This is a genomic window from Mycobacterium fragae (assembly GCF_002102185.1).
GTDB classification, from domain to species: Bacteria; Actinomycetota; Actinomycetes; order Mycobacteriales; family Mycobacteriaceae; genus Mycobacterium; species Mycobacterium fragae.
In genome coordinates this window covers 228,574-254,350 of sequence record NZ_LQOW01000026.1, presented here as the reverse complement: position 1 = coordinate 254,350, position 25,777 = coordinate 228,574, and the positions used below count along the sequence as shown (strand labels likewise).

Sequence of the window (25,777 nt, the reverse complement as noted above, 5' to 3'; positions counted from 1 at the left end):
ACCGGGGGCTCGGGGGCCGGGTGGCTGCGGGGAATTCGCCAGCAGATAATGCCGGGTCTTTCCAGCCTGGCGCTGCTTAGCGCGCAGCCACCTCACATGTCCATAACGCAATCAATTTCGCGGACCACCTCCTTCCCTGTGTACGGCCGACCGTACCCGCCCACCGGCACGGGAGACAACTGAATTCAGCGATCGCTGACAATGGCGGCGTCGACCAATTCGGCGAATTCCGCCGCCATCGGGGCGCGCGGCAGCGCGTGGCCGTTGAGGGTATGCACGCGCGCGGCCAGCGTCATGCTGGAGACCAACCAAATCCCTTGGGCAGCAAAAAGATCCGACACACGTAGGGCGCGGTAGTCGCAGTCGTAGCCCTTGGCCCGCGCGACCTCGAAGAGTGCCTGTTGGGTGGTTCCGCGCAGAATCGGGTACCAGGGCGGCGGAGTGAGCAAGCCAGTCGCCCCACCGATCTCGGTGGCGATCACCACGGTCGAGCGGGGGCCTTCCAGAACGTAACCGTCCGAGCTGATGAAGATGACATCACCCGCGCCTTGCCGCGCGGCGTGCCGCAGCGCGGCCATATTGACGGCGTACGACAGGGTCTTGGCGCCGGCCAGCAGCCAGGGCATCGCGCCCCCGCCATCAGAGGGCAGTTCGCGGGACAGCGTCACCGCCGCCACCCCGTCGCGACGCGCAGTGGCCACGCGGTCAGCAACCGGGTTGACCGTCACGTAAGCGGTGGGCACGGTGTCGCGTTCCCGGCCACGGCTGTAGACCAGCCGCATCGCACCCTCGTCGGCGGTGCCCCCAGCCCACTGCTGAACCGCCACGTCGATCGCACGCCGCCAGGCCGGCAAATCGGGCTCCGGCAGATCCATCAGTCTTGCCGAGTAGCTCAGCCGCTCCAGATGCGCCTCGACCAGGCAGGCACCGCCGTCGCGCACGAGCAGGGTTTCGAATACGCCGTCGCCGCGCACCGCGGCGAGGTCGTCGGCGAACAGTAGTGGCGTCCCCGGCGGATGAATCTCGCCGTCGAGCGTGACGACCACGCCCGAGTGGCTCGTCATGGTCGAAAAGCCTAACCCGTCCACGAACGTGAAGCTGGACTCACGCTCGTCGCCGAGTGTGACGCTGGCATCACATTCGCGAGTCATTGCAGCCGGGTAGCGGGCCGTAGAGTTGGGATGTGTCCGCAGTTCCCGCCCCTGATACCGGGCCCGACGCCGGCGTCGCCTGGCACTATGGCGATCCGCTGGGCGAGCAGCGCGCCGCCGAGGCCGACGCCGTGCTGGTGGATCGGTCACACCGTTCTGTGCTCACACTGACCGGTGCCGACCGGCAGACCTGGCTGCACACCATCTCCACGCAGCACGTCAGCGAGCTTCCCGACGGCGCCAGCACACAGAACCTCAGCCTCGACGGGCAGGGCCGGGTCGAGGATCACTGGATCCAGACCGAGCTGGGCGGTGTCACCTATCTCGACACCGAGCCGTGGCGGGGCGACCCACTGCTGGACTACCTGCGCAAGATGGTGTTCTGGTCGGAGGTCACCCCGGCGGCCGCCGAGCTTACGGTGCTGTCGCTGCTGGGGCCGCGACTGGCTGAACGGCCGGTGCTCGACGCGCTGGGACTCGACGCTTTGCCCGCCGAGATGACCGCGGTGCCATTGGACGGCGGTGGCTTTGTCCGGCGAATGACTAGCGCGCGGCAGGGCCAGTTCGAGCTGGACCTGCTCATCGAGCGCACAGAGTCCAGTGAGTGGCACCGTCGTTTGACCATGGCAGGCGTCCGCTCGGCAGGGGTGTGGACGTATGAAGCCCACCGGGTGGCGGCAGTGCGCCCCCGGCTCGGGGTCGACACCGATGAGCGCACCATCCCGCACGAGGTGGGCTGGATCGGGGGCCCCGGAGTAGGAGCCGTTCACCTCGACAAGGGCTGCTATCGCGGGCAGGAGACAGTGGCTCGGGTGCACAACCTGGGCAAACCGCCGCGGATGCTGGCGTTGTTGCACCTGGACGGCTCGGTGGACCGGCCGTCCACGGGCGATGCGGTGCTGGCCGGCGGTCGTGCGGTCGGCAGGCTTGGAACCGTGGTCGAGCACATCGACTTCGGCCCGGTGGCGCTGGCGTTGCTCAAACGCGGACTGCCCGCCGACACCGCTCTGGTTACCGGCGGTGATGCGCAGGTGGCCGCGGTTATCGACGCCGATTCCCTGCCGGCGCTCGACATGCCGGGTGCTGGACGAGTGGCCGTGGAGCGCTTGCGGGGAACGGTCCGCTGACCGTGCCGGGGTCGAGCAGGGCGCACCAGCACGCAACCAGCGGACGCACGGTAAGCTGTCGACAGGACAATAAAGACAAAGATCGGAGCCGCCTTCTCATTGGGCCGCTCCGTTATTGCGCGAGGGGGTTCCCCCATGGGCCGCGGCCGGGCTAAGGCGAAGCAGACCAAGGTTGCTCGAGAACTGAAGTACAGCTCCCCGCAGACCGATTTCGAGCGGCTTCAGCGCGAGCTGTCCGGGTCGGGTGCCGATGACTCCAGCGATTTCGACGGCGACGGCCGACTGTCGGATGACCCGTGGAGCGATGACGACGACTGGCGCCGCTAAACCAGCTCTCTAAAACCGCGGGTGTTGCCCCACGAGCTTCGCTCGCGGGCTGCCCTTCCCGCCTTTGTTGACCGTTCCCAGCACCCAGCAGTCCAAATGCCGGGCAGTGAGGATGGCCAGCGCGCGGTCGGTATCCTCCGGCGCGACGACGGCGACCATGCCCACCCCCATGTTGAACGTCTTCTCCATTTCCGCACGGGTGACCCGGCCGCGCTGCGCGATCATCGTGAATACCGGCGCCGGCGTCCAGGTGCCGCGGTCGACCTCGGCGACCAGCCCGTGCGGGATGACCCGTTCCAGGTTGCCGGCCAACCCCCCGCCGGTGATGTGGCAGAACGTGCGGACATGGGTTTCGGCGGCCAGTGCCAGACAATCCTTGGCGTAGATGCGAGTGGGCTCGAGTAGCTCTTCGCCCAGCGTGCGGCCGAACTCCTCGACATAGCCGGCCAGGTTCATCCGGTCGATGTCCAGCAGGACGGCACGGACCAGCGAGTATCCATTGGAATGCAGACCGGAGGACCCCATCGCGATGATGACGTCGCCGGGCTTGACGCGCTCCGGTCCCAGCACGTCGTCAGCCTCGATCACACCCACTGCCGTCGCCGACAGGTCGTAGTGGTCTGGTTCGATTAGCCCGGGGTGTTCGGCCGTCTCGCCGCCCAGCAGCGCGCATCCCGCGCGCATGCACCCGTCGGCGATCCCGGCGACGATCGCGTTGAGCCGTTCGGGCACTATCCGGCCCAAAGCAATGTAGTCCAGCAGGAACAGCGGCTCGGCGCCGCAGACCACCAGGTCGTCGACCACCATCGCGACCAGGTCCAGTCCGACGGTGTCGTGCTTGTCCATCGCCTGCGCGACCGCCAGTTTGGTGCCCACGCCGTCGCTCGAGGCCGCGAGCAGCGGTTCGCGGTAGTCGCGCCGAAGCGCGAACAACCCCGCGAATCCGCCCAGCTTGCTGCGCACCTCAGGCCGGGTGGCCTTCGACGCGAGCGGCTTGAACAGTTCTACGGCGCGCTCACCGGCTTCGATGTCCACTCCGGCCGATGCATAGGTGACGCCGTGGGAACCCGGGTCTTTTGCGCGCGCGGTCATCGCGATAAAGGCTACCGGTCCTCGCCGACCGACGGGCTACGGATGGCGCAGCACCGCGGCCTGCTCCTCCTCCGGGGACACGTCTGGGGCCGCAATGTCGGGTTGCACACCGGCTCCACGTGCGGTGGTGGCCAGCATGTGCTCGATGACGTTCTTGCCCAGTGCCGTCTCGCCGGGCAGCTCGATCGGATACTTGCCGTCGTAGCAGGCCGTGCACAGCCGCGAGGTGGGTTGCTCGGTCGCGGCGACCAGGCCACGCAGCGAGATGTATCCGAGCGTGTCGGCGTTGATGGCATGCCGCACTGCTTCGAGCATCTCGTCCTCGTCTTCGACGGCGTTGGCGATCAGCTCCGCCGGCGACGGGAAGTCGATGCCGTAGAAGCAGGGCCATTTCACCGGCGGTGAGGCGATCCGCACATGCACCTCGACGGCGCCGGCCTCGCGAAGCATCCGCACCAGCGCGCGCTGAGTGTTGCCCCGCACGATGGAGTCGTCGACGACGATGAGCCGCTTGCCGCGGATGACTTCCTTGAGCGGGTTGAGCTTCAGCCGGATCCCGAGTTGGCGGATGGTCTGCGACGGCTGAATGAAAGTTCGCCCGACGTAGGCATTCTTCATCAGGCCCTGCCCGAACGGGATGCCGGACTCTTGCGCATAGCCGACCGCGGCGGGGGTGCCTGACTCGGGAACGCCGATCACCATGTCGGCGTCGATCGGGCACTCACGGGCCAGCCGACGACCGATCTCGAGCCGCGTGGCGTGCACCGACCGGCCGGCGATCGTGCTGTCTGGCCGCGCCAGATAGACGTACTCGAAAACGCAGCCTTTCGGGCGGGGGTTGGCGAACCGGATCGACCGCACGCCGTCGGCGTCGATGGCCAGCAGCTCGCCCGGTTCGATGTCGCGGACGAACGAAGCCCCGACAATGTCGAGCGCGGCGGTTTCCGAGGCCACCACCCAGCCGCGGTCGAGCCGTCCAAGCGACAGCGGCCGCACCCCGTACGGATCGCGGGCCGCATACAGGGTGTTCTCGTCCATGAAGATCAGGCAGAACGCACCGCGCACCGTGGGCAGCAGCTCCAGCGCCGCCTGCTCGAGGCTGGAATCAGCTGCGCCGTGCGCCAACAACGCGCCCAGGATGTCGGAGTCCGTTGTGGCAGGAGCGGCGCCGCGCGTCGCGACCAACCCGGCGGCGCGGGCGCGTGCGACCAGCTCCGTGCTGTTCACCAGATTGCCGTTGTGCCCCAACGCAACCCCCGTGCCGGCGGAGGTGTTGCGGAACACCGGCTGAGCGTTCTCCCAGGTGGTCTGCCCGGTGGTGGAGTAGCGGCAGTGCCCGATGGCAACGTGGCCCTCCATGGCCGCCAGCGTCTGCTCCTCGAAAACCTGGCTGACCAGGCCGAGGTCCTTGAACACCAGCACCTGCGATCCGTCGGCGACGGCAATGCCGGCGGCCTCCTGGCCCCGGTGCTGCAGCGCGTACAGACCGTAGTAGGTGAGCTTGGCGACTTCCTCCCCGGGAGCCCAGACGCCGAATACGCCGCATTCTTCGCCAGGCGGGTTTTCGTGAGTGTCGAGAGGAAGTGGCTGCTGGCCGGTCACGGTGGGGCTGCTCCCTGGGGCGCGGTTGGTGACATAACGGAGTCTACGGAAACGACGGTCATGTCACCGAATCGGGCGAGCGTGTTGCGCATCTTACAAACGGACATCGGCCGCAGACGGTTCCCAGCAGGATTCAGCGGTCACATAGGCCACAAGGGTCACAGATCGTCGAGTACCTGATAACCGGCGTTGTAGCCGGGGGTGAAGGTGATGCCCGGCCCGCCGTGGCACCCGGCACCGGCGAGGTAGAGCCCGCCGATCGGAATGGGCAGGTCGATGAACCCCTTTGGTCCGGGACGGTTTGGTCCCATCAAATCGGGGTGCAGCAGGCCGTGACAGAAGTCGCCGGACGGCGCTCCGAACATGGTTTGCATGTGGTAGGGCGCAAACGTGATGTGCCGAATCACGATGTCCTTGAAGTTGGGCGCGTAGCGGGTGATCTTGTCGATAACCCGTTGGGCCATCTCGTTTTTGAGGTGGCCGTGCTGATCCCGACTGACTTCGACGGGGAATGCGTAGGCGAACGCGCTCGCGGCGTGCTTGCCCGGTGGCGCCAGACCGGCGTCCAGGCAGGACGGAATCTGCATACCCAATGAGGGATTGTCCGGGATGACGCCCTGCCGGCACATCTCCCATTGCCGTTGCTGTTCCTCGGGTGAGCCGAAGATTCCGATGGACTGCTGCATGCCGGGCTCGTTCAACAGCTCGTAGGGCGGCGCGAATTCGGGCAGACCGTCGAGCGCGAAGTGAATCTGCACGAACGAGGCGCGGTGGTCGCGTCCGGATAGTCGCGAAATGAGTTCTGCCGGAAGGTGTTCCGGGGAAAGCAGCTCGGTGAGGGTGACGTCAGGAGACAGGTTGGATACCACCACCGGCGCGGTGATCGTCGTACCATCACGCAGCCGCACCCCGGTCACCCGCTCGTCGTCAACCAGAATCTGCTCGACCTTGGCGCGGAATCGGATCTCGCCGCCGTGTGCCACGAAGAGTTCCCGCAGATGCTCGGTGAGCGCTCCGATGCCCCCCGCGAGCTTGGTCATCATCGCGGCGCCCTCGTCAGGCACCGCCAAGGCGAACGCCAGGCAGGTGGCACTGCCCGGGGTGTAGGGCCCGCGGTAAGTCGAGTTCACGGCGAGGAACGCCAGCATTCCCCGCATCACGGCATGCTTGTCCTTGTCGGGGAGGTAGCGGTCGATCACGTCCATCGCCGACCCGAACAGCATTTCGTGGATGGCTCGGCGTTCGGCTTCGCTTGCCGCACAGGCGTACATCTCGTCGAGCGTCTTGGGCGGTGTGCGCACCTCGAAGCGGCCGAGCGCCCGTGCGGGGCCCTGGCTCCAGGCGATCAAGTCGGCCATTCCCGCGATCGCCTCGGCACCGTGTTTTTCGCCGAGGTGGGCCATCAGCGCAATGGGGTCGCGATAGAAGATCATCGGCTCTTCACCGGCCTCGCCGATGTTGATCGACATCACGTCCGGATCGATTGTGGGCAGTGCGTCGAGGCCGAGGTCCTTGGTGATCTGGCTGGCGGTCGGGAACTGCACCGAACCCGCGATCTCGTAGCGGAATCCGTCGATCAGCTCGACGGTGGCCGCCATGCCCCCGCAGTAGGTGTTGGCCTCCAGGCACACCGTCTTCAGTCCCGTGCGTTGCAGGATCGCGGCGGCGGTCAGGCCGTTGTGGCCGGCTCCGACCACGATCGCGTCGTAATCAGTCATCCGGCAAGAATATGTCAGTACTGACATCTTTGGAAGACGTCAGTACTGACATACTCGTGGCATGGCCAACCGTCATGAGCTGCGGCGGCGCTCGACGCACGAGGCGCTTCGCCGGGTCGCGCTGGCGAGTTTCGCGCGTAAGGGCTTCGCCAATGTGACGGTGACCGAGCTGGCGCGGGAAGCCGGAGTTACCGAACGCACCTTCTTCCGCCATTTCCCGACCAAGGAAGCGGTGCTGTTTCAGGACTACGAAACTCAACTGGAATGGCTGGCGGAGGCGTTGGCGCAGCGTCCCGCCTCGGAATCGCTGTTTGACGCGGTCCGGGCCAGCGTCGAAACGTTTCCACACGATCTGGAGGTGGTCCGGCAGGCCGCGATGGCCCGGGTGGAGTTGATCAGCGCAGACCGTATTGCCGCCCACCTTCGGGTGGTGCAGTCGTCGTTCGCCAAGGTGCTCACCGAATTCGTCAAGCAGCGCTATTCACATGTACCCAACCTCGATTTGGTCGCCGAGGTGACCGGCTCCACGTTGGCCGCGGCACTTGTTGCGGCCGTGGAGAATTGGGGTCGCAACGGATGCATCGGTGACCTGGGTGAGACGGTGGCCGCCAGCCTGGACCTGATCCGGTCCGGTCTTGCTCCGTTGTCACATTCATCCGGCCAGGCGCACCAGCGGTAGCCACGCCTGGATCTCGCCGGCGCGCGAGCCCGAAAGTTGCAGCGCCCCGGCGGCGCTGGCGTCGTCGACCGACAACAGCCCAGTGGCGAGCAGCAGCCAGGTCCGCGGATCGGTTTCGACGACGTTGGGCGGTGTGCCCCGGGTGTGTCGTGGGCCGGAAACACATTGGACGGCAACGAAAGGCGGAATGCGGACCTCGACGCTGGCGCCGGGGGCTTGTTCGGCCAACGTCCGCGCGGTCAGGCGAACGGCAGTAGCCAGGTCGGCGCGGTCCGGCTCGGGGCGGGTGTCGTCGCGCAGCCACGCTTCGACGGCACTGACCGCCTCGCGGGTCTTCGCCGGATCGGCTTTGCGACGGGCGGCCATACCCAAGGGTCGCACACCATCAATGCTTGACCTCAACTAATGTTGAGGTCCTAACCTCGGTGTCATGTCGTTCAAACCGCACGAAATCGAGTACATGAAGACTGCCGAGCTCGCCCGGCTGGCCACCATCCAACCCGACGGCACACTGCAGAACAGTCCGGTCGGCTTCAGCTACAACGAGGACCGCGGCACCATCGACATCCACGGCTACCGAATGTCCAAGAGCCGCAAGTTCCGCAACGTGGCCACCAATAACACCGTCGCGCTGGTGATCGACGACATCGTGTCGCGCAACCCGTGGCGCGTGCGCTGTCTGGAGATCCGGGGCATCGCCGAACAGGCCGTATCGGACGAACGACGCGCCGAGCCCAACGGCGACGCGATCGACACCGCGATCATTCGGATCACCCCGCGCCGCATCATCAGCTTCGGCATCGACGACACCGAGACCGAGCCGCACAAGCTGGTAGTCGATAGCCGCGATGTGCCGGCTACGCCCGACTAGGCCGAGAACGAGATGTCGGCGCGCGAGATTGGTTCGGCGCACGCGCTACAGGTCAGAATCGGTGTGAGCTTGCGACGGCAGTTCTCGTGCACGAGCCGCACCGGAGACCGGCCGGCGAAGACCCAGCGGTCGCCCCAGGCCAGCATCGATAGCGGCACCGGATAGAGGTCCAGACCCTTCTCCGTCAGCCGGTATTCGTCGCGGGCGGGCCGCTCCCGGTAAGCGGCCTTGGTGAGGATGCCAAGTTCGACAAGCCGCCGCAGGCGCTGGGTGAGGATGTTCGTCGCGATGCTCAAACGCTGCTGGAACTCATCGAATCGCGTTGACCCGTAAAACGATTCGCGGATCAGCAGTGCGCTCCAACGGTCACCCGTCACCTGCAACGTCGCTGCGACCGAACTCGGGCCCACCCGGTGCAACAGCTGCAGATCCGGTGTCCGTTGACGCCGCAGCGGCAGCCCGGCCATCGGGCGGGGGCGTCGGTCAAACCTCACGTCGCGGGCGTGCACCAACTCCCGGCACTGCCCGCAGCGCAGTTCACCGTGGATCCGGGCGGCACATCCCCGGTGGGAGGCGTGCACCGGGACCTCGCCAGAGTCGTCACACCACCGTTCGCCCCAGGCCATCGCGGTCATGATGCACGCGATGAAGTCGTCCCCCATTTCGGTGAGTCGGTACTCCTGTTCGTGGCGCTCCATCAGACCGTTCGCGCAGAGGCGAGACAGCCGCGCGCTGAGCGTCGACCGCGCGATGCCCAGTCGACGCCGGAATCCGTCGAACCGGCTGACGCCGCCAATGATCGCCTCGCTCAACACCATCCATGACCAGGCGTCGCCGATGGTCTCGACCGCACCGAACACCGAGCAGTCCAGCTCGGCCGGCCCGGAGATTTCACGCATAGCGCCAAGGATATCCAGGATTACTTGCATAACGAGACGGCCACCGGCTAAGGTGACAAAAGTCTCGTTATGCAAGTTACTGCCATCGGCGGAGGAAATGACGATGCCCGACTACCAGAACCTGTTATTCGCCCGATCGGGGCCGATCACGACCATCACGCTGAACCGGCCGGAGAAGCACAACGCCCTGGACCGGGTGCTCTCCGATGAACTGAACCGAGCCGTCCGGCAGGTTCGCGGCGACCGCGACTGCCGCATTCTCGTCCTCCGCGGCGCCGGCGACACGTTCTGCGCCGGCGACGACATCGCCGAGTTCAACACCTGGGGTCCCGAGGACCCCTACTGGCAGGTGCGGCTGTACCAGGAGACGGTGCAGATCATCGAGGACCTGACCCCGATCACAGTCGCCGCGGTCGACGGGGTGTGCACGGGCGGTGGGTTGGAACTGACGCTGGTGTGCGATTTCGTCATCGCCACCGATCGGTCCCGATGGGGCATGCCCGAGATCGACTGGGACATCACCCCGGGCTGGGGCGGCACATCGCGGCTGCCCCGATTCGCCGGTCGACGTAAGGCCAAGGAGTGGAACCTGATTGGCGCGTTGTTCGACGCTGCAACCGCGGAGCGCTACGACCTCGTCAACCGGGTCGTGACCCCCGAGGATCTCACTGCCGAGGTCGAGGCGCTGTGCCAGGTGATGCTGCGCAAGCATCCGCTGACGGTGCGGCGCACCAAGTTCATCATGAACAAGAGCGCCGACCTGCACGTCTCAGGCGCGCTCGCGTTCGAAGTCCCGATCATGCCGTTCTCGGGCACGACGGGCATCGCCGAATTCACCGATCGGGACGCGCGCGCACGGCGGCGCGAATTGTCGAGGGACTTTTGGCAAGACCGAGGCGGCAAGCAAAATCAGGAAATACCTGGCCGTCGCTGAATCGCCAGCGCCGCCGCAGCGCCGGCCTCGTTGATCGCCAGGTGCGCCAGCATCGGCGCGGCCAAACTGCCGGAACGCTCGGCCAGCCAACCGAATACCCAGCCCGCGCCGCCGGTGGCCAGCACCGTGGGCAGCACCGGCTCACCGGTCGCCCGTGCGTCGGCGATGTGGGAGAGACCGAACGCGGCGGCTTGCAGCATCCGTCCGCCCCTCGCCCCGAAAGCGCCGGAACCGGCGGTGGCCAGCGCCGCCCGGAATGCGGCCTCCTCGGCCCACACCGTGCCCAGCGGTATCTGTAAGGCCAACCAGGCCGACGCCGACGGCGGCAGCTCGCGGCCAACCATCGAAAGCCGAACTGCCGGAACGGATGTCGTCGCGAACACACCCGTCGCCGCCGCCGAGCCGGCCACCAGCCCCAGGCGCAACCCCCGCCATAGCGACGGCGGGCGCAGTCCCAGCGGCGCCTGGGTCAACATGACGAGTAGGCCGGCAAGGCCGGCCTGCAGCGGCATCCGCCACGGCGCGGGTAGTCGGGGGCCGAGAAAGCTCCAGCCGACCAGTGCTCCGGCCAGCCCGAGGCTCCATCCGCGGCCAAAACCTCGGCGCCGCATCATGTTTGCGGTCCGTCAGCGATTTCGGCCATTTTCAGCGCGGCCCGCATGCGCTCGGTGTCGGCTGCAGTCCAGCCGTCCGGCGGGGCTACCGCGACCCAGCCATCCAAGATGCCGTTGCTGTAGTTGTGGCCATGCCCGCCGGGCACTCCCTCGGCTTCCGTCAGGTCCGCACTGACCTGCCAGAAGGTGACCACGGGATACCAGCGCATCGCTGCGGTGCGGTCTCGGCCGCGCGGTTCGACGAGCCAGGCCGGCCGGCTGAAGAGCAGATCGGGTGACCACCAGACCACCGGATCGGAGGGGTGCTGCAGAAACAGCACGCGGGTGCCATCCCATCGAGGTGCCGCCACCCGGGAGATGTCTGCGGGATCGATGGACTCGGAGAACCGCACGGTTCGGCCGTTGTCGTAACGCGGCTGCACCTCGGTGGTGCCAGGGTCGCGCCGCACGATCAGCGCATGCCACAACGGGCTTTCATGTGGCGGCCCCACCCACAGCACCGCATCGAATCCCATCCTGCTGATGTCGGGTAGGAATCCGAATGCGGCTTGGCCGGCCATCGAACCCAGGCTTTCTCCGTACAGCAGCAATTTCGGTCGGTGGTCCGGCGGGAGTTGCTGCCATTGGTCGTGGACGGTGTCGATCAGCATCCGGCCGGAATTCATGGACTTCTGCCGGTCAGCCAGAAACGAGATCCAGCTCGGCAGATATGAGTACTGCAGACCGACGATCGCGGTGTCGCCGTTGTACATCATTTCCAGTGAGCTGGCTGCTACCGGGTCGATCCAGCCGGTGCCGGTGGTCGGGGCGATCACCAGCAGCTTGCGGGTGAATGCGCCGGTGCGCCGCAGTTCTGCGACGAGCACATCCATCCGGCTCTGGTCGTCGGGGGCCGTGTGCAGCCCGGCATACACCCGGATGGGCTCCTTGGCGGGGCGCCCGTTGAGCCGGGTGAGTTCTGCTGCGTGCGGACCGGTGGCGACGAAGTTGCGTCCCTGGAAGCCGAGCGTGTCCCACGGCGCCAATGACGCCGGGCTGCCGGACTTTTCGGGGAGCATCGGTTGGGACAGGCCGGCGCGGGTGGCGGCGTCCTGGGGCTGGAAGACCGCGTTCGCGCCGGCGAAGAACCCGCGGACGACGACGCCGTCGAACAGCGCGACCAGGAACGCCACCACGATCGCGGTGCCGATGAACAGCGCCACCTCATCGTGTAAGTGCCATCGCCGGATGAGCATCCGGGCGAGCAGCTTGCTGGCGTCGATGATCACCCGGAACGATGAGACCAGCAGAGCACCGACGGCGGCAGCGACGACCAACGTGCGCAGGTAGCCCAGCGTCGTCGGCCCGGCGATGCCCATCAGCGCCGACACCTGCCGCTGCCAGGAGGCGGCCGGGATGAGCATCAGCACACACGCCGTCGGTGCGATCACGACGACTGCGGCCTTCATCCAGAACAGCACCCGCGGAGGCGGCGGCCACCACCGGGCGCTGCGCAGCACGACGCGGTAGGCGGCCTTGCCGAGCACCACACCCAGGCCGTAGCCGAAGGCGGCGTTGATGCCCCCGATCAGCCCCTGAAATAACCAGTCGCGCGGCAGCAACGACGGCGTCAGCGACAAGCAGAAGAACAACGCGCCGAATGCCACTCCGACGAATTTCAGCCGCAGCAGACTCCATGCCCACACCAGCAACGGATGGTGAGTGCGGGTTTCGGCCGGCCCGCCGACCGATTCGCCGGTGACGGCGTCGACGGGGGTGGTCATGCCGTCATCCGAACAGGGTCGCCAACACGGTTTCCGACGTCCTGCGCAGCTCGGCCAGGGATACGGTGAACAGACCCTGAACCTCTACTGCGTCCGACCCTGGGTCGACGACGCCGATGCGGGCGGCGGGCAGGCCCCGCGCCTGACACATCGAGGTGAACCGGCTTTCCTCGGTGCGTGGCACGGCCACCAGAACTCGGCCCGCCGACTCGGAGAAGAGCATCACGAATGGATCGGTGTCTTCGGGAAGCACGATGCGGCAACCTGTTTCGCCCGCGAGCGCCGATTCGACCAGCGCCTGTGCCAGGCCGCCTTCGGAGAGGTCGTGGGCGGCGGACACCAGCCCGTCGCGGGAGGCCGCGGTCAGCACATCGGCCAGCAGTTTTTCGCGGGCCAGGTCGACCGCGGGCGGTAGTCCGCCGAGATGGCCGGCGGTGACCTGCGCCCAAATCGATCCGTCGAATTCGTCGCGGGTATCCCCGAGCAGCATCAGCGTCTCGCCCGGCTCGGTGCCGAAGGAGGTGGGAAGACGCCGGCTCACATCGTCGATCACGCCGAGCACGCCGACTACTGGCGTCGGCAGAATGGCCGTCGACCCGGTCTGGTTGTAGAAGCTGACGTTACCCCCGGTCACCGGAACGCCAAGCGCCGCACAGCCATCGGCCAAACCTCGCACCGCCTCGGAGAACTGCCACATCACGCCGGGGTCTTCGGGTGAGCCGAAGTTGAGGCAGTTGGTGACGGCTACCGGGGTGGCGCCGGTGACGGCGACGTTGCGGTACGCCTCGGCGAGGGCGAGCTGGGCGCCGATGTAGGGATCCAGCATGGTGTATCGCGCGGACGCGTCGGTCGACACGGCGATGCCGCGGCCGGTCGATTCGTCGACGCGCAGCATTCCGCCATCGGCGTGCTCCGCCAACACGGTGTTGCCGCGCACGTAACGGTCGTACTGTTCGGTGATGAATGCACGACTACACAGATGCGGACTGCCCAGCAGCGCAAGCAAAGTCGAACGCAGTTCGTCACCGGTGACCGGCCGCGGCAGCCGGCTCGACCGGTCGGAGTTCAACGCGTCCTGTGACTCCGGTCGGGCCAACGGGCGCTGGTAGACGGGGCCTTCGTGGGCCACCGTACGCGGCGGGACATCGACCACGGTCTCGCCGTGCCAAGTGATCCGCAGCCGGTCGCCGTCGGTGACCTCGCCGATCACCGTGGCCAGCACCTCCCATTTGCGGCACACCGCGAGGAACGCCTCCACGTTCTCCGGGGCGACCACCGCGCACATCCGCTCCTGCGACTCGCTGCACAGCACCTCGGCAGGCGTCATGTTTGCCGTGCGCAACGGGACGGTGTCCAGTTCGATGGTCATGCCGCCATCGCCGGCAGACGCCAACTCCGATGTGGCACAGGCTATTCCGGCTCCGCCCAGATCCTGGATTCCGACGACCAGGCCGGACGCGTAGAGCTCCAGACAGCACTCGATGAGCACCTTCTCCATGAACGGGTCGCCGACTTGCACCGACGGCAGCTTCTTGCGGCCAGGTCCGGACTCGTCGCCGCCGAAGGTGTCCGAGGCCAGCACCGAAACGCCGCCGATACCGTCGAGCCCGGTGCGCGCCCCGAACAGGATGATCTTGTTGCCGGTGCCCGAGGCGAAGGCCAGATGGAGATCTTCGGTTCGCAGCACGCCGACGCATAGTGCGTTGACCAACGGATTACCGGCGTAACAGGCGTCGAACACGGTCTCGCCGCCGATGTTGGGCAGGCCCAGCGAGTTGCCGTAACCGCCGATGCCCCGCACCACTCCGTCCAGCACCCGGCGGGTGTCCGGTGCGTCGGGCGCCCCGAAGCGCAGCTGGTCCATCACCGCGACCGGGCGGGCGCCCATCGCCATGATGTCGCGGACGATGCCGCCGATCCCGGTGGCCGCGCCCTGATAGGGCTCGACGTAGGAGGGGTGGTTGTGCGACTCCACCTTGAAGGTGACCGCCCAGCCGTCACCGATGTCCACGACGCCGGCGTTCTCGCCGATGCCGGCCAACATGCCTGCGCGCATCTCGTCGGTAGTGGTCTCACCGAAGTAGCGCAGGTGAACTTTCGAGGACTTGTAGGAGCAATGCTCACTCCACATCACCGAGTACATCGCCAGCTCGGCGTCGGTGGGCCGGCGGCCCAAGATGTCGCGGATCCGCTGGTATTCGTCGTCTTTGAGGCCCAATTCGCGGAACGGCTGGGGCTGGTCAGGTGTGCCCGCAGCCCGCTCGACGGTATCGACCGCGTGAGTGAGCCCAGACGTCACGGAGACAGTCTAGATTCCGCGGTTCAGGGGGCCGGGATGCACGTTTGCATGTCGCGCTGACGGGTAGCCGCACAGAGTCCGAGAAATCACCACAGGAGGACCGAATGACTACTGGGACCGCTGAGACCGGACATGTCACCGGCACCAAAGACAAGAACTACAACCTGATTTGGTACACCGAGAAGTGCCTGGACAACGCGCTGCGGCTGGAGACCTACATCCAGGACGCCGAGCGCGACGGCGACAAGGAAGTGGCCGACTTGTTCCGCAAGGCGCAATCGGACAGCCGTAAGGGCGCCGAGCTCGCCGAGCACCTGCTCGCCAAGCGGCTCTAGCTACTCCCGGCCACACAGAACAGGTTGCCGCCGGGGTCGGCCATCACCACCCATCGGAAGTTCTCGCCGATGCTGTGCCGGCCGACCTCGGTGGCGCCGGCGGCGCTGAGCCGCGAAACTTCGCCGTCGACGTCGGCCGCGCTGAAATCGAGATGCACCCGGTTTTTCCCCGGGGTAGGGTCGGGCACCTTCTGAAAGCCCAGCCGTGGGCCTTCGGAGCGAATCACCGCAATGAATTCGCCCGGAATCAGCTCCTGCGTTTTTCCGTCGAACTGCTCGGCCCACCATTGGGCAAGCTTCGCCGGGTCAGCGCAGTCGAACGTAACCATCTCCGTTTTGAGTGCCATACCCGGATGGTAAGTCAGCCCGGCGACAGAAACGCCTGCAATGCAGCCGAATATGCGGCGACATCGTGGGCGCCCATCAGTTCTCGCGCGGAGTGCATGGCCAGCTGGGCGGCGCCCACGTCGACGGTCGGGATGCCGGTTTGCGCCGATGCCATCGGGCCGATCGTCGACCCGCAGGGCAGGTCGGCGCGATGTTCGTAGCGCTGCAACGGCACACCGGCCTGCTGGCAGGCCAACGCGAACGCCGCGGCGGTGCGGCCGTCGGTGGCGTAGCGCAGATTCGGTTGCACCTTGAGCACCGGGCCGCCGTTGATCGCGATGAGGTGCCCGGGCTCATGCCGGTCCGGGTAGTTCGGGTGGGTGGCGTGTGCCATGTCGGCAGAAGCCATCGTGGATCCCGGCAGCCGGCGCAGGAAGTCTTCCCGGCTTGCGCCGCCGGCGAGCACGATGCGTTCCAACGTGGACAGCAACAGCTCGGAGTTGGCGCCGTGATCGGAGGTGGAGCCGACTTCCTCGTGGTCGAATAGCGCGAACACGGGCAGATATCCGCGTGGTTCAGCGGCGAGGAATGCCTCCAGGCCCGCGTAACAAGAAGCCTGGTTGTCCAGCCGGGGTGCACTGACGAACTGCTCGTCCACCCCGGACAACGCCGACGGTGTGAGGTCGTGGGTCATCAGGTCGAAACCCAGCACTTGGCCGGGATCGACGTCGGCCTGCTCGGCGACATATCCGAGAAACGAGCGGCGGGTCCCCCCGACGGCCCACACCGCGTTGACGTGGCGTTGCGGGTCCAGCGTGACCGACTTGCGGTCCTCGGCCAGGTGAATCGCCAGCTGCGGCACCCGCAGGATCGGCTCGTCGATCCGCACCAGCCGGTGGGTGATATCGGCGCCGTCGCGCACCGACAGCCGACCGCTGATACCCAAGTCGCGGTCCAGCCAGGAATTCAGCCAGGCACCCCCGTACGGCTGTAGCGCTACCATCTGCCATCCGGCGACCTCACGGTCGGGATGCTGTTTGACCCGCAGGTTCGGGCTGTCGGTATGGCCGCCGACGATGCGAAACGGCTGACCTGGATCAGCCGAGTCGCTGCTGCTGTCCCAGGCCAGCAAGGAACCCGCCCGCACCGTGAAGAATCGGCCGCCGGCGCGCGGCCACAGGTCGGTTTCGGTGAGCTGTGTGTAGCCGTTGCCGCGCAGCCTTTCCGCCGCCGTGGCGCAGACGTGAAATGGCGACGGCGACGCGTCGATGAATTCGCACAGGTCCTTTGCCGTCGCCGCCATGTCCCCATCTTTTCATCACGGCATCGACCGGGACGTTAGGGTCGAAGCGTGCCCGATGTGCAACCGCAGCCGGTTCTCGCACCGTTGACCCCGGCCGCGATCTTCTTGGTTGTCACGATCGACGAGGGCGGCGAAGCGACGGTGCACGATGCGCTGCCGGACATCTCGGGGCTGGTGCGCGCAATCGGATTCCGCGATCCAGCAAAACGCCTGTCGGTGGTCGCATCGATCGGCTCCGACGCGTGGGACCGGTTGTTCGCCGGCCCGCGGCCCGCTGAATTGCATCCATTCGTCGAGTTGGAAGGTCCGCGGCACGCCGCCCCCGCCACGCCCGGCGACCTGTTGTTCCATATCCGGGGCGAGACGATGGACGTCTGCTTCGAGCTGGCCACCAGGCTGATCGACGCGATGGCGGGAGCGGTGACCGTCGTCGACGAAGTGCACGGCTTCCGGTTCTTCGAAAACCGCGATCTGCTCGGCTTCGTCGACGGCACCGAGAACCCCGACGGGCCATTGGCCGTCAGCGCCACCCAGATCGGTGACGAAGACCCGGACTTCGCCGGCTCCTGCTACGTCCACGTGCAGAAGTACGTCCACGACATGGCGGGCTGGAACTCGTTGTCGGTCACCGAGCAAGAACGCGCGTTCGGCCGAACCAAGCTCGAGGACATCGAATTCGACGACGATGACAAGCCCGCCAACTCTCACCTCACGCTGAACAAGGTCGAAGACGACGACGGCAACGAACTCAAGATCGTGCGCCACAACATGCCGTTCGGCGAGGTCGGCAAGGGCGAATTCGGCACGTATTTCATCGGCTATTCGCGCAATCCGTGGGTGACCGAGCAGATGCTGCGCAACATGTTCCTCGGCGATCCGCCGGGCACCACCGACCGCATCCTGGACTTCTCCACCGCCGTCACCGGTGGAATGTTCTTCACTCCCACCGTCGACTTCCTCGACGATCCGCCGCCGTTGCCGAGTGCTGCGGCACCCGCGGTGGATTCCGGATCGCGGGATGGCTCGTTGGCGATCGGCAGTCTGAAAGGAAATTCTTAGATGAACAACCTCTACCGCGAACTAGCGCCGATCACCGAAGCCGCTTGGGCGGAAATCGAATTGGAGGCGTCGCGGACGTTCAAACGCCATATCGCGGGTCGGCGGGTAGTGGACGTGAGCGAGCCGGGCGGACCGACGGCGGCGGCAATCGGCAGCGGTCGGCTGACCGATGTGAAGGCCCCCACCGAGGGCGTCGTTGCGCATTTGCGCGCCAGCAAACCGCTTGTGCGGCTAAGGGTTCCATTCACGCTTTCGCGCTCGGAGATCGACGACGTGGAGCGTGGTTCACAGGACTCGGACTGGGATCCCGTCAAGGACGCCGCCAAGAAGCTGGCCTTCGTCGAAGACCGAGCCATTTTCGAAGGCTATCCCGAGGCGTCAATTGAGGGCATCCGTAGCTGCAGCTCCAACCAGGCGTTGCAGTTGCCCGCGGACGTTCGCGACTTCCCCGATGTGATCTCCCAGGCGCTGTCGGGACTGCGCCTGGCCGGTGTCGACGGGCCGTATTCGGTATTGCTGTCGGCTGACTCCTACACCAAGGTCAGCGAGACCACCGAACACGGCTACCCGATCCGTGAGCATTTGCGCCGGCTGGTAGACGGCGACATCATCTGGGCGCCCGCTATCGACGGCGCCTTCGTGCTGACCACCCGCGGCGGGGATTTCGACTTGCAGCTGGGTACCGACGTGGCGATTGGTTACCTGTCCCACGATGCCGACACCGTGCAGGTGTACCTGCAGGAGACAATGACGTTCCTGTGCTACACCGCCGAGGCGGCGGTTTGCCTTGGCACGTAGCCGGAATAAAGGCGCAAGACTGGTCGTTGGCGGGGAAGTCAATCAAGCCCTCCCCGAGAGGCAGGTCCGATGGAAGCAACACTGGCCGGTTCCACCGCCCTGGTAACGGGTGCAACGTCCGGGATTGGCCGGGCAATCGCGCTGCAGCTCGCGGAACTCGGCGCTGATGTGGTGGTGCACGGGCGCAGCGCCGAACGCGGTGCCAAGGTGGTCGAGGAGATCCAAAACTCAGGGGGCAAAGCACGTTTCGTCGCTGCCGATCTCGCCAATCCCGATGATGTGCGCCGGCTGGCCGTCGAGGCGGGCCCGGTCGACATCTTGATCAACAACGCCGGCGTCTACAAGTTCGGTGCCACAACAGACACCGATGACGCGGTTTTCGATGAGCATGTGAACCTCAACCTCCGAGCTCCCTACATCCTGGTGCAGAAGCTGGTGCCGGCGATGGCCGCGCGGGGGAAGGGCGCTGTGGTCAACCTCAGCACGCTCGCCGCGTCCGTGCCGGCGCGCGGCGCCGGGATCTACGGAGCCACCAAGGCCGGGATCGAGCTGCTGACCCGCGTGTGGGCAGACGAGTTCGGCCCGTCCGGCGTGCGGGTGAACACGGTGGCGGCCGGTCCCACCGACACACCGGGTACCGCCGTCACACCTGGACTCACGGATGCGCTGGCCGCAACCACCGCGCTGGGCCGGGCGGCCGTGGCTCGCGAAATCGCCAGCGCAGTCTCATTTCTTAGCTCGCCGGCGGCCAGCTACATTAATGGCGAGGTCTTGCACGCGACCGGCGGACAGCTGGCAATCTCCCCGTAGCGCAGACGCTCACAGATCTATGACCAATTCACTAAGTGGCCAGTCGAGCAGATGAGCACCTTTTTTCGGGTGCTTCCACCGGCAGGCCGATGTTAGGTGGCCGCGCAGTGGCATTGGGTGCAGCGCGCCGCCGACCACCCGAGTTGGCCGGACAGCTCGCCATCGCGCAGAGATTGAAAACCACGAGATTGAAAGGACTTTCGAGATGGCGGGACCACGCCAGGACCAAGGCATCGCACAGCCGACTGATCCAGCCGCCGATTTCTACGATGTGGTTGTGCTCGGTGCCGGACCGGTCGGACAGAACGCGGCCGACCGTGCGCGGGCGGAACGCTTAAGTGTCGCGGTGGTCGAGCGCGAACTCGTCGGCGGCGAATGCTCGTACTGGGCCTGTGTCCCCAGTAAGGCGCTGCTGCGTCCCGTCGTCGCCGTAGCCGACGCCGGCCGCGTCGACGGAGCGCGACAGGCGATCACGGGTTCGATCAGCACGCAAGGAGTCTTCGGACGCCGCGACCGTTACGTGACCGACTGGGACGACACCGGCCAGGCCGATTGGGTGGCCGGAATCGGCGCAACCCTGGTACGCGGCCACGGGCGATTGGACGGACCCCGAAAAGTCACCGTCACCACGCCCAGCGGCGACGCTGTAGGCCTCACTGCCCGGCATGCCGTCGTGATCTGCACCGGAAGCCGCCCTGCCCTGCCCGGCTTGCCGGGCATCGCCGAAGTCCGACCATGGACTAACCGACACGCCACCGACAGCAGCTCGGTGCCGGGCCGGCTTGCAGTGGTAGGCGCCGGCGGCGTTGGTGTCGAAATGGCCTGTGCCTGGCAGGGTTTGGGCGCTTCAGTCATTCTGCTGGCGCGCGGATCCCAACTGCTGCCCCGGATGGAACCCTTCGTCGGTGAATTCGTCGGCCGTGGACTCATCGATTCAGGTGTAGACGTCCGCACGGATGTGTCGGTCACGCGGCTTCGCCGGCTGGGCGCTGACGGACCGGTGACTCTGGAATTGGACGACGGCAGTGACTTGGAAGTCGACGAGGTGCTGTTCGCGACGGGCCGCGCACCGCTCACCGACGATATCGGTCTGGAGACCCTGGGCCTGAGCCCGGGCAGCTGGCTCGACGTCGACGACACCTGTCGAGTGCGGGCTATCGACGAAGGGTGGCTCTACGCATGTGGTGACGTCAATCATCGAGCCTTACTGACTCACGAGGGCAAATACCAAGCCCGGATCGCCGGTGCCGCGATCGGGGCGCGAGCAACAGGCCGGTCGCTAGACACCTCCCCATGGGGCCTCCATGCCACCACCGCCGACCATCATGCGGTTCCGCAGGTCTTCTTCACTGACCCCGAAGCCGCCGCCGTCGGCCTCACCGCCGAGCAAGCCCAGCAGGCCGGACACCGGGTGCGTGCCGTTGACGTCGAAATCGGTGATGTCGTCACGGGAGCCTACCTCTATGCCGATGGCGACGCCGGTCGCGCGCGGATGGTGGTCGATCTCGATCACGGCTATCTGCTCGGTGTGACATTCGTCGGTCCCGGCGTTGCCGAGCTGCTCTACTCCGCCACTATCGCCGTCGCCGGCCAGGTTCCCATCGACCGGTTGTGGCATGCCGTGCCCTGCTTCCCAACGATCAGCGAAGTGTGGCTGAGACTCCTTGAGGCCTACCGGGATTCCGATACCGGCACCTAGCCGGGTTTGCTTTGGCGCGAGTGTGCGTGTTTGTACGCCGACACGCCGCAGATGCCGTACAACTGCGCACGCTGGCGAACTAGAGGTCGAGGACGAGGTCGCTGCTCGGAGCGGCTGAGCAGATGAGGACTTCTCCCTCGCCGGGCTCCTCCAAAGGGGTCTGTACGTATGCGGTTGTGCCGGCAACGACTCCGGTGACACACACGTGGCAAACCCCACTTCGGCACGAGAAACGGGTTGGTACGTCGCAGGCTTCCGCCAGTTCGAGGATGCTGCGGTAATCCGGTGACCAGTTCACAGCGAGCCCGCTGCGGGCGAAGGTGATCGATGGCCCGGTTCCCGGCGTGCCCGCAGGTGCATGTGGTCGCTTGCGCTGTGGCGGTCCGACGATGCCGGGGTTGATCGGCGGCAGGGCACCGAATAGCTCGGTGTGGATCTGCCCGGCGTCGATTCCCGCCTCGGTGCAGGCATCGCGCATGTCCGTCATGAATTGCGCTGGGCCGCAGAGGTAAACAGCAGCGTCAGCTGGGAGACCCAGCGCGGCAATCGCCTTGCGGTCGAGACGGCCGCAGGTGATGAATGCTTCGGACTTCTCGCCGTGTGTATAGAAGACATGCTGTTGCGCATTCGGAAGCGACTTCAGCAACGCAGCGACCTCGCCGGCGAACGCATGGGTTGCGTTGTTGCGCGTGGTGTGCAGCCACCAGATTGGGCGCGTGCTGTGCGCAACGGCCAGTGCGTGCAGCATGGCCAGCACCGGCGTAATCCCGATTCCCGCTGACATCAGCACCACCGGGGTAGTGGCATCCGTGAGGTAGAAGTCGCCACGTGGGGCGGCGGCTTCGAGAATCGAGCCGGCTTCGATGTGGGTGTGCAACCAACGGCTGACCTGGCCATGCTCCTCGCGTTTGACGCTGATCCGGTACTCCCCCGCCGCCGGATCTCCCGACAGCGAGTAGCTGCGCATTGGTGCCGGCTCGCCGGTGTCGGGAATTCTGACGGTCAGGTATTGCCCGGGAAGCGGCGGCGGCAGCGCGGTGTGGTCGTCGGCCTCGAGGCGAATCGACATCACAGTCGGGCTTTCCCGACGTACGGCACTCACGCGCAACGGTCGGAATCCGCGCCATCCCGGTTCCACCGCGACCGGCGGGGCGGTCGCAGCCGCGCCGGTTGCGCTTGCCAGCATGTCCTGAAAGGACTGCTGCCAGCCGGGGCTCAACGCCGGAACCTCGACCACCTTGCGTAGCTGCTCGGCATTGCGGTCAGGCAGATACAGCAGGGCGTCGACATCGGCGACGCTCAGCTCGTGGCGGCCCCGGCGAGTCCGGACAATGCCGTCGCCGGCTCGAACCTCCCCTTCGGTGATGACCCGGAAGTAGAAGCCCGGACGATGGTGGGAGACAAGCAGGTTGGGCATTTCCGGCTCGCCGAGACGCATACCGACCCGAAAGCACGTCACCCGCGGCTGGGTGACCTCGAATTCCGCATCGCCGATGCGATAACGGTCGCCGATGCAGACTTCGCCATCGGCAAGCCCGGTCACCGTGAAATTCTCGCCGAAGTCACCGGGCTGCAGATCGTCGCGATTCAGATACGTCTTCCAGTAGTCGTACGACTCGACCTGATAGACCATCACGGCGCGCTGCTCACCGCCATGTCCAGCGAGGTCACCCTGCCCGTCGCCGTCGAGGTTGAGACGGCGCGCCATCACCGGCCCGTCGACCGGTGTCTTCCAGATCCCGGTGTACACGGTCCTACCACGCCACTGCACGTCTTTTGGCATGCCCACGTTCACCGAAACCAGCGTGGCCATCGAACCTCCCCCAGAATGGGTTAGCTATCCCAGAATAGTCACGCTTCACAGCGTAGGTCAACGCCTTGTGCGGCCGACACTCACAGGGACATACTGGGATGCACAACCCAGAAAACTGGTCAACCGCACAGGAGGCATCGCTCATGGCGGCCGTGCACTATCGCTATCTCACCGTCGACGGACATCGGCTGTTCTTCCGCGAAGCCGGGCCTGCGGATGCGCCCGCAGTGGTCCTGTTGCACGGCTTTCCAACCAGCTCGTACATGTTCCGTGATCTAGTTCCCGCACTGGCCGACCGCTACCACGTGATCGCCCCGGATCACTTGGGCTTCGGTCTATCTGACGCGCCGACCGTAGAGCAATTCGACTACACCTTCGGTGCCCTGACCGGGTTGACACGAGGCTTGCTGCGCGGATTGGCGATCGATCGATACGCGATGTACGTGCAGGACTACGGTGCCCCGATCGGCTGGCGGCTTGCCGTCGATGACCCCGCCGCGGTCACCGCGATCATCACTCAAAATGGCAATGGCTACGACGCCGGCTTCGTGGAGAGCTTCTGGAAGGTCGTGACCGCGTACCAAGCGGAGCAGACCGCCGAAACCGAGGCCCCGGTCCGGCAGTTTCTGACCCTTGAGGCCACCCGCTGGCAATACGTCACCGGAGTGCCCGACGAGACACTGGTCAACCCCGAATCCTGGTATCACGACTACGCATTGATATCCCGACCCGGCAACGACGAGGTGCAACTCAAATTGCTGCGGGACTATGCCAGCAACTCAGCGCTATACCCGCGGCTGCATGAGTACTTCCGCGCCAGCAAAGTGCCGTTGCTCGCGGTGTGGGGTCGCGGCGACGAAATATTCGGTCCGGCCGGTGCAGAAGCCTTCGCCGAGGATTTACCCGATGCCGAGATCCATCTGCTCGAGGGAGGACATTTCCTGCTGGAGTCGGCGCTAGACGAGGTGACTGGGTTGATTCGCCCGTTCCTCGCCAAAGTGCACGGAACTGCTTGACCGGACGCAGTGCCGACATATGGGTTGAAGATCCCATAATTGGCACCGCCGAGGCGTTAACCTGACAGCCATGGTTCATGCCGATCCGAAAGAGAACCAGCGCTTGACCGCCAAGGGCCGGGCCACCCGTGATCGGATCGTGAAAACAGCCGCGGGACTTATCATCAGCGACGGCCTGTCGGCGTTGAACATGGATGCCCTGCGCAAGGCCGCGTCGGTAAGCGGCTCGCAGCTTGCCCACTATTTCACCGACAAGCAGGCGCTGATCCGCGCGGTCGTCGCCCGTCAGATCCATGTGGTGCTCGACTTTCACCGCCAACCCAAGCTTCGAAAGCTTGACACGTTCGACGACTTCGAGCGCTGGGCCGACCTGAACCTGCGCTATCTGCGACGCATCGGGTACTCGGGTACACCCACATACCACGCGCTCGCTGGACAGTTGGTGAAGTCCGACAGCGCCACCCGCGGCACCGTCGCGGCCGGCTACCGGCAGTGGATTGAACTGCTGGAGCAGTCAATTCAACAAATGAAGGATCACGGCATTCTGGTCGCTGATGCCGACCCGCGAAAGCTCGCCTTGGTCATCGTGACCGCTCACCAGGGCGGGGCCACGTTGACGTTCACATATCGGCAGGACTGGCCGCACGCCGATGCGGTGCGATTCGCGGTCAACTACCTACGCATGTTCGCCACCGACCCCGCCGAACGAGTCCCACGCCCACCGCGACGTCCGCGTGGCCGGCGCAACGCTGCCCAGCCCACGACGGCAGCGAAATCCATTGCCTAATCAGTGCCGAAGGCGGAGGCAACGTGGCCGACGACACCGCAGCACGGTTCACCAGCAAGGGACGCGCGACTCGTGCACGCATCGTTGACGTCGCGGCCCGGCTCATGTTCGAGCGCGGTGTTGCACGGACCAGCATCGATGAGGTGCGCAATACAGCAGCCGTCAGCGGATCGCAGATCTCGCACTATTTCCACAACAAACGTGATCTGACCCGCCAGGTAATCGCGACACGCCGCAACGACGTGCGGGAATTTCATACTCAACCGCAGTTGGCTGCCCTGGACAGTTTCGAGGCGCTGCAAGCGTGGGTCGACGCCAACATCGCCGACGTCGAGGCCGTCTATCGCCGCGGTGGGTGCGTCTACGGCTCGCTGGCCGGCGAGCTGATCGAAGCCGACGCCGAGATCCACGACGATCTCGCCGCCGGCTACGACCAATGGCTTGGGTTATTTCGCAACGGACTCATCGCGATGCGCCGCCGCGGCGATCTGCGTCCCGATGCCGACCCGCGACACCTCGCGGCTTCGCTGCTTGCCGCGCACCAGGGTGGAGCCTTGCTCACGTATGCCACCGACGACCCAGAACCGCTGCGCACGGCGCTCAATGCCGCGGTCGAGTATGTGCGTTCCTTCGCCCCAAAGGGTAAGTCGGACAGATCCGCACCCGGGTCTTCGCGGCGCAAGCGCAAGGGCTGACGGATACCTTGCCGTTGTCGTGCGGCCAACCCACGAGAAACCCCTTCTATAGCATTCGA

At 66.0% G+C, this 25,777-nt stretch carries 23 protein-coding genes and 1 pseudogene; 12 read left to right on the top strand and 12 right to left on the bottom strand.

Annotated features, from left to right (window positions below):
* Positions 1-185: 185 nt before the first annotated feature.
* The gene (locus AWC06_RS15670) at positions 186-1,046 is read right to left on the bottom strand and encodes an aminodeoxychorismate lyase (RefSeq protein WP_139820085.1); all 861 of its coding nucleotides are present in this window, start codon (positions 1,044-1,046) and stop codon (positions 186-188) included.
* 137 nt (positions 1,047-1,183) lie between these two features.
* Here AWC06_RS15670 and ygfZ point away from each other — a divergent pair, with 137 nt between their 5' ends.
* Together ygfZ and AWC06_RS15660 are read left to right on the top strand one after the other, a co-directional pair.
* Positions 1,184-2,278, top strand: a complete 1,095-nt coding sequence (gene ygfZ, locus AWC06_RS15665) for a CAF17-like 4Fe-4S cluster assembly/insertion protein YgfZ (RefSeq protein ID WP_085198899.1) — start codon at positions 1,184-1,186, stop codon at positions 2,276-2,278.
* Between the two features lie 135 nt (positions 2,279-2,413).
* Positions 2,414-2,605: a DUF3073 domain-containing protein gene (locus tag AWC06_RS15660; protein ID WP_085198898.1), complete on the top strand. Its 192-nt coding sequence runs from the start codon at positions 2,414-2,416 to the stop codon at positions 2,603-2,605.
* Positions 2,606-2,614: 9 nt separating this feature from the next.
* Here the strand turns inward: AWC06_RS15660 and purM are convergent, their stop codons facing one another.
* The 3 genes from purM to AWC06_RS15645 all read right to left on the bottom strand — a co-directional run bounded on the left by purM (position 2,615) and on the right by AWC06_RS15645 (position 7,017).
* Positions 2,615-3,697: a phosphoribosylformylglycinamidine cyclo-ligase gene (gene purM / locus AWC06_RS15655; protein ID WP_085198897.1), complete on the bottom strand. Its 1,083-nt coding sequence runs from the start codon at positions 3,695-3,697 to the stop codon at positions 2,615-2,617.
* 36 nt (positions 3,698-3,733) lie between these two features.
* A complete protein-coding gene (gene purF / locus AWC06_RS15650) occupies positions 3,734-5,299 on the bottom strand; it encodes an amidophosphoribosyltransferase (protein ID WP_085198896.1) in 1,566 nt (521 codons plus the stop codon).
* Between the two features lie 158 nt (positions 5,300-5,457).
* Positions 5,458-7,017, bottom strand: a complete 1,560-nt coding sequence (locus AWC06_RS15645; RefSeq protein ID WP_085198895.1) for a phytoene desaturase family protein — start codon at positions 7,015-7,017, stop codon at positions 5,458-5,460.
* A 61-nt stretch (positions 7,018-7,078) separates the two neighbouring features.
* On the opposite strand from AWC06_RS15645, the gene AWC06_RS15640 reads away from it, so the two are divergent.
* A complete protein-coding gene (locus AWC06_RS15640) occupies positions 7,079-7,696 on the top strand; it encodes a TetR/AcrR family transcriptional regulator (protein ID WP_085198894.1) in 618 nt (205 codons plus the stop codon).
* On the opposite strand, the gene AWC06_RS15635 is transcribed toward AWC06_RS15640, so the two are convergent.
* The gene (locus AWC06_RS15635) at positions 7,670-8,062 is read right to left on the bottom strand and encodes a sterol carrier family protein (RefSeq protein WP_085198893.1); all 393 of its coding nucleotides are present in this window, start codon (positions 8,060-8,062) and stop codon (positions 7,670-7,672) included. The two genes, AWC06_RS15640 and AWC06_RS15635, sit on opposite strands and share 27 nt — an antisense overlap.
* Positions 8,063-8,126: 64 nt before the next feature.
* Here AWC06_RS15635 and AWC06_RS15630 point away from each other — a divergent pair, with 64 nt between their 5' ends.
* Positions 8,127-8,567: a PPOX class F420-dependent oxidoreductase gene (locus AWC06_RS15630; protein ID WP_085198892.1), complete on the top strand. Its 441-nt coding sequence runs from the start codon at positions 8,127-8,129 to the stop codon at positions 8,565-8,567.
* Here AWC06_RS15630 and AWC06_RS15625 read toward each other — a convergent pair.
* Positions 8,564-9,466, bottom strand: a complete 903-nt coding sequence (locus AWC06_RS15625) for a winged helix-turn-helix transcriptional regulator (RefSeq protein ID WP_169715363.1) — start codon at positions 9,464-9,466, stop codon at positions 8,564-8,566. The genes AWC06_RS15630 and AWC06_RS15625 overlap by 4 nt on opposite strands.
* A 103-nt stretch (positions 9,467-9,569) precedes the next feature.
* On the opposite strand from AWC06_RS15625, the gene AWC06_RS15620 reads away from it, so the two are divergent.
* Positions 9,570-10,400 carry an enoyl-CoA hydratase/isomerase family protein gene (locus tag AWC06_RS15620; protein WP_169715362.1) on the top strand — a complete coding sequence of 277 codons (831 nt, stop codon included), beginning with the start codon at positions 9,570-9,572 and terminating at the stop codon, positions 10,398-10,400.
* On the opposite strand, the gene AWC06_RS15615 is transcribed toward AWC06_RS15620, so the two are convergent.
* From AWC06_RS15615 to purL, 3 genes are read right to left on the bottom strand one after another with little or no spacing between them, the layout of a single operon-like run.
* Positions 10,376-11,011 carry an Rv0804 family intramembrane glutamic endopeptidase gene (locus tag AWC06_RS15615; protein WP_085198889.1) on the bottom strand — a complete coding sequence of 212 codons (636 nt, stop codon included), beginning with the start codon at positions 11,009-11,011 and terminating at the stop codon, positions 10,376-10,378. The genes AWC06_RS15620 and AWC06_RS15615 overlap by 25 nt on opposite strands.
* Entirely contained in the window at positions 11,011-12,777 is a 1,767-nt protein-coding gene (locus tag AWC06_RS15610; RefSeq protein ID WP_085198888.1) for an alpha/beta hydrolase, read from the bottom strand. The genes AWC06_RS15615 and AWC06_RS15610 overlap by 1 nt, the downstream gene beginning before the upstream one ends.
* A gap of 4 nt (positions 12,778-12,781) precedes the next feature.
* Positions 12,782-15,076: a phosphoribosylformylglycinamidine synthase subunit PurL gene (purL, locus tag AWC06_RS15605; RefSeq protein ID WP_085198887.1), complete on the bottom strand. Its 2,295-nt coding sequence runs from the start codon at positions 15,074-15,076 to the stop codon at positions 12,782-12,784.
* 104 nt (positions 15,077-15,180) lie between these two features.
* On the opposite strand from purL, the gene AWC06_RS15600 reads away from it, so the two are divergent.
* The gene (locus AWC06_RS15600) at positions 15,181-15,411 is read left to right on the top strand and encodes a hypothetical protein (protein WP_085198886.1); all 231 of its coding nucleotides are present in this window, start codon (positions 15,181-15,183) and stop codon (positions 15,409-15,411) included.
* Here AWC06_RS15600 and AWC06_RS15595 read toward each other — a convergent pair.
* On the bottom strand, positions 15,408-15,758 hold the full coding sequence (locus tag AWC06_RS15595) for a VOC family protein (RefSeq protein WP_085198885.1): 351 nt from the start codon (positions 15,756-15,758) through the stop codon (positions 15,408-15,410). The two genes, AWC06_RS15600 and AWC06_RS15595, sit on opposite strands and share 4 nt — an antisense overlap.
* A 14-nt stretch (positions 15,759-15,772) precedes the next feature.
* Complete coding sequence (locus AWC06_RS15590; protein ID WP_085198884.1) at positions 15,773-17,041, bottom strand: M18 family aminopeptidase; 1,269 nt, start codon at positions 17,039-17,041, stop codon at positions 15,773-15,775.
* Positions 17,042-17,089: 48 nt separating this feature from the next.
* Between AWC06_RS15590 and AWC06_RS15585 the strand changes: the two genes are divergently transcribed.
* The 4 genes from AWC06_RS15585 (at position 17,090) to AWC06_RS15570 (ending at position 21,407) form a co-directional block, all read left to right on the top strand.
* Positions 17,090-18,100, top strand: coding sequence for a Dyp-type peroxidase (locus tag AWC06_RS15585; RefSeq protein WP_085198883.1), 1,011 nt, complete (start codon positions 17,090-17,092; stop codon positions 18,098-18,100).
* The gene (locus AWC06_RS15580; RefSeq protein ID WP_085198882.1) at positions 18,101-18,898 is read left to right on the top strand and encodes a family 1 encapsulin nanocompartment shell protein; all 798 of its coding nucleotides are present in this window, start codon (positions 18,101-18,103) and stop codon (positions 18,896-18,898) included. It abuts the gene before it with no gap.
* A gap of 69 nt (positions 18,899-18,967) precedes the next feature.
* Positions 18,968-19,708, top strand: a complete 741-nt coding sequence (locus tag AWC06_RS15575; protein ID WP_085198881.1) for an SDR family NAD(P)-dependent oxidoreductase — start codon at positions 18,968-18,970, stop codon at positions 19,706-19,708.
* 205 nt (positions 19,709-19,913) lie between these two features.
* Positions 19,914-21,407: a dihydrolipoyl dehydrogenase family protein gene (locus AWC06_RS15570; protein ID WP_085198880.1), complete on the top strand. Its 1,494-nt coding sequence runs from the start codon at positions 19,914-19,916 to the stop codon at positions 21,405-21,407.
* A gap of 79 nt (positions 21,408-21,486) precedes the next feature.
* On the opposite strand, the gene AWC06_RS15565 is transcribed toward AWC06_RS15570, so the two are convergent.
* Entirely contained in the window at positions 21,487-23,220 is a 1,734-nt protein-coding gene (locus tag AWC06_RS15565; protein WP_085198879.1) for an MOSC and FAD-binding oxidoreductase domain-containing protein, read from the bottom strand.
* A gap of 143 nt (positions 23,221-23,363) precedes the next feature.
* Between AWC06_RS15565 and AWC06_RS15560 the strand changes: the two genes are divergently transcribed.
* Together AWC06_RS15560 and AWC06_RS23990 are read left to right on the top strand one after the other, a co-directional pair.
* The gene (locus AWC06_RS15560; protein WP_085199041.1) at positions 23,364-24,236 is read left to right on the top strand and encodes an alpha/beta fold hydrolase; all 873 of its coding nucleotides are present in this window, start codon (positions 23,364-23,366) and stop codon (positions 24,234-24,236) included.
* A 70-nt stretch (positions 24,237-24,306) separates the two neighbouring features.
* Positions 24,307-25,718: pseudogene (locus AWC06_RS23990) on the top strand (TetR/AcrR family transcriptional regulator).
* Positions 25,719-25,777: the final 59 nt, after the last annotated feature.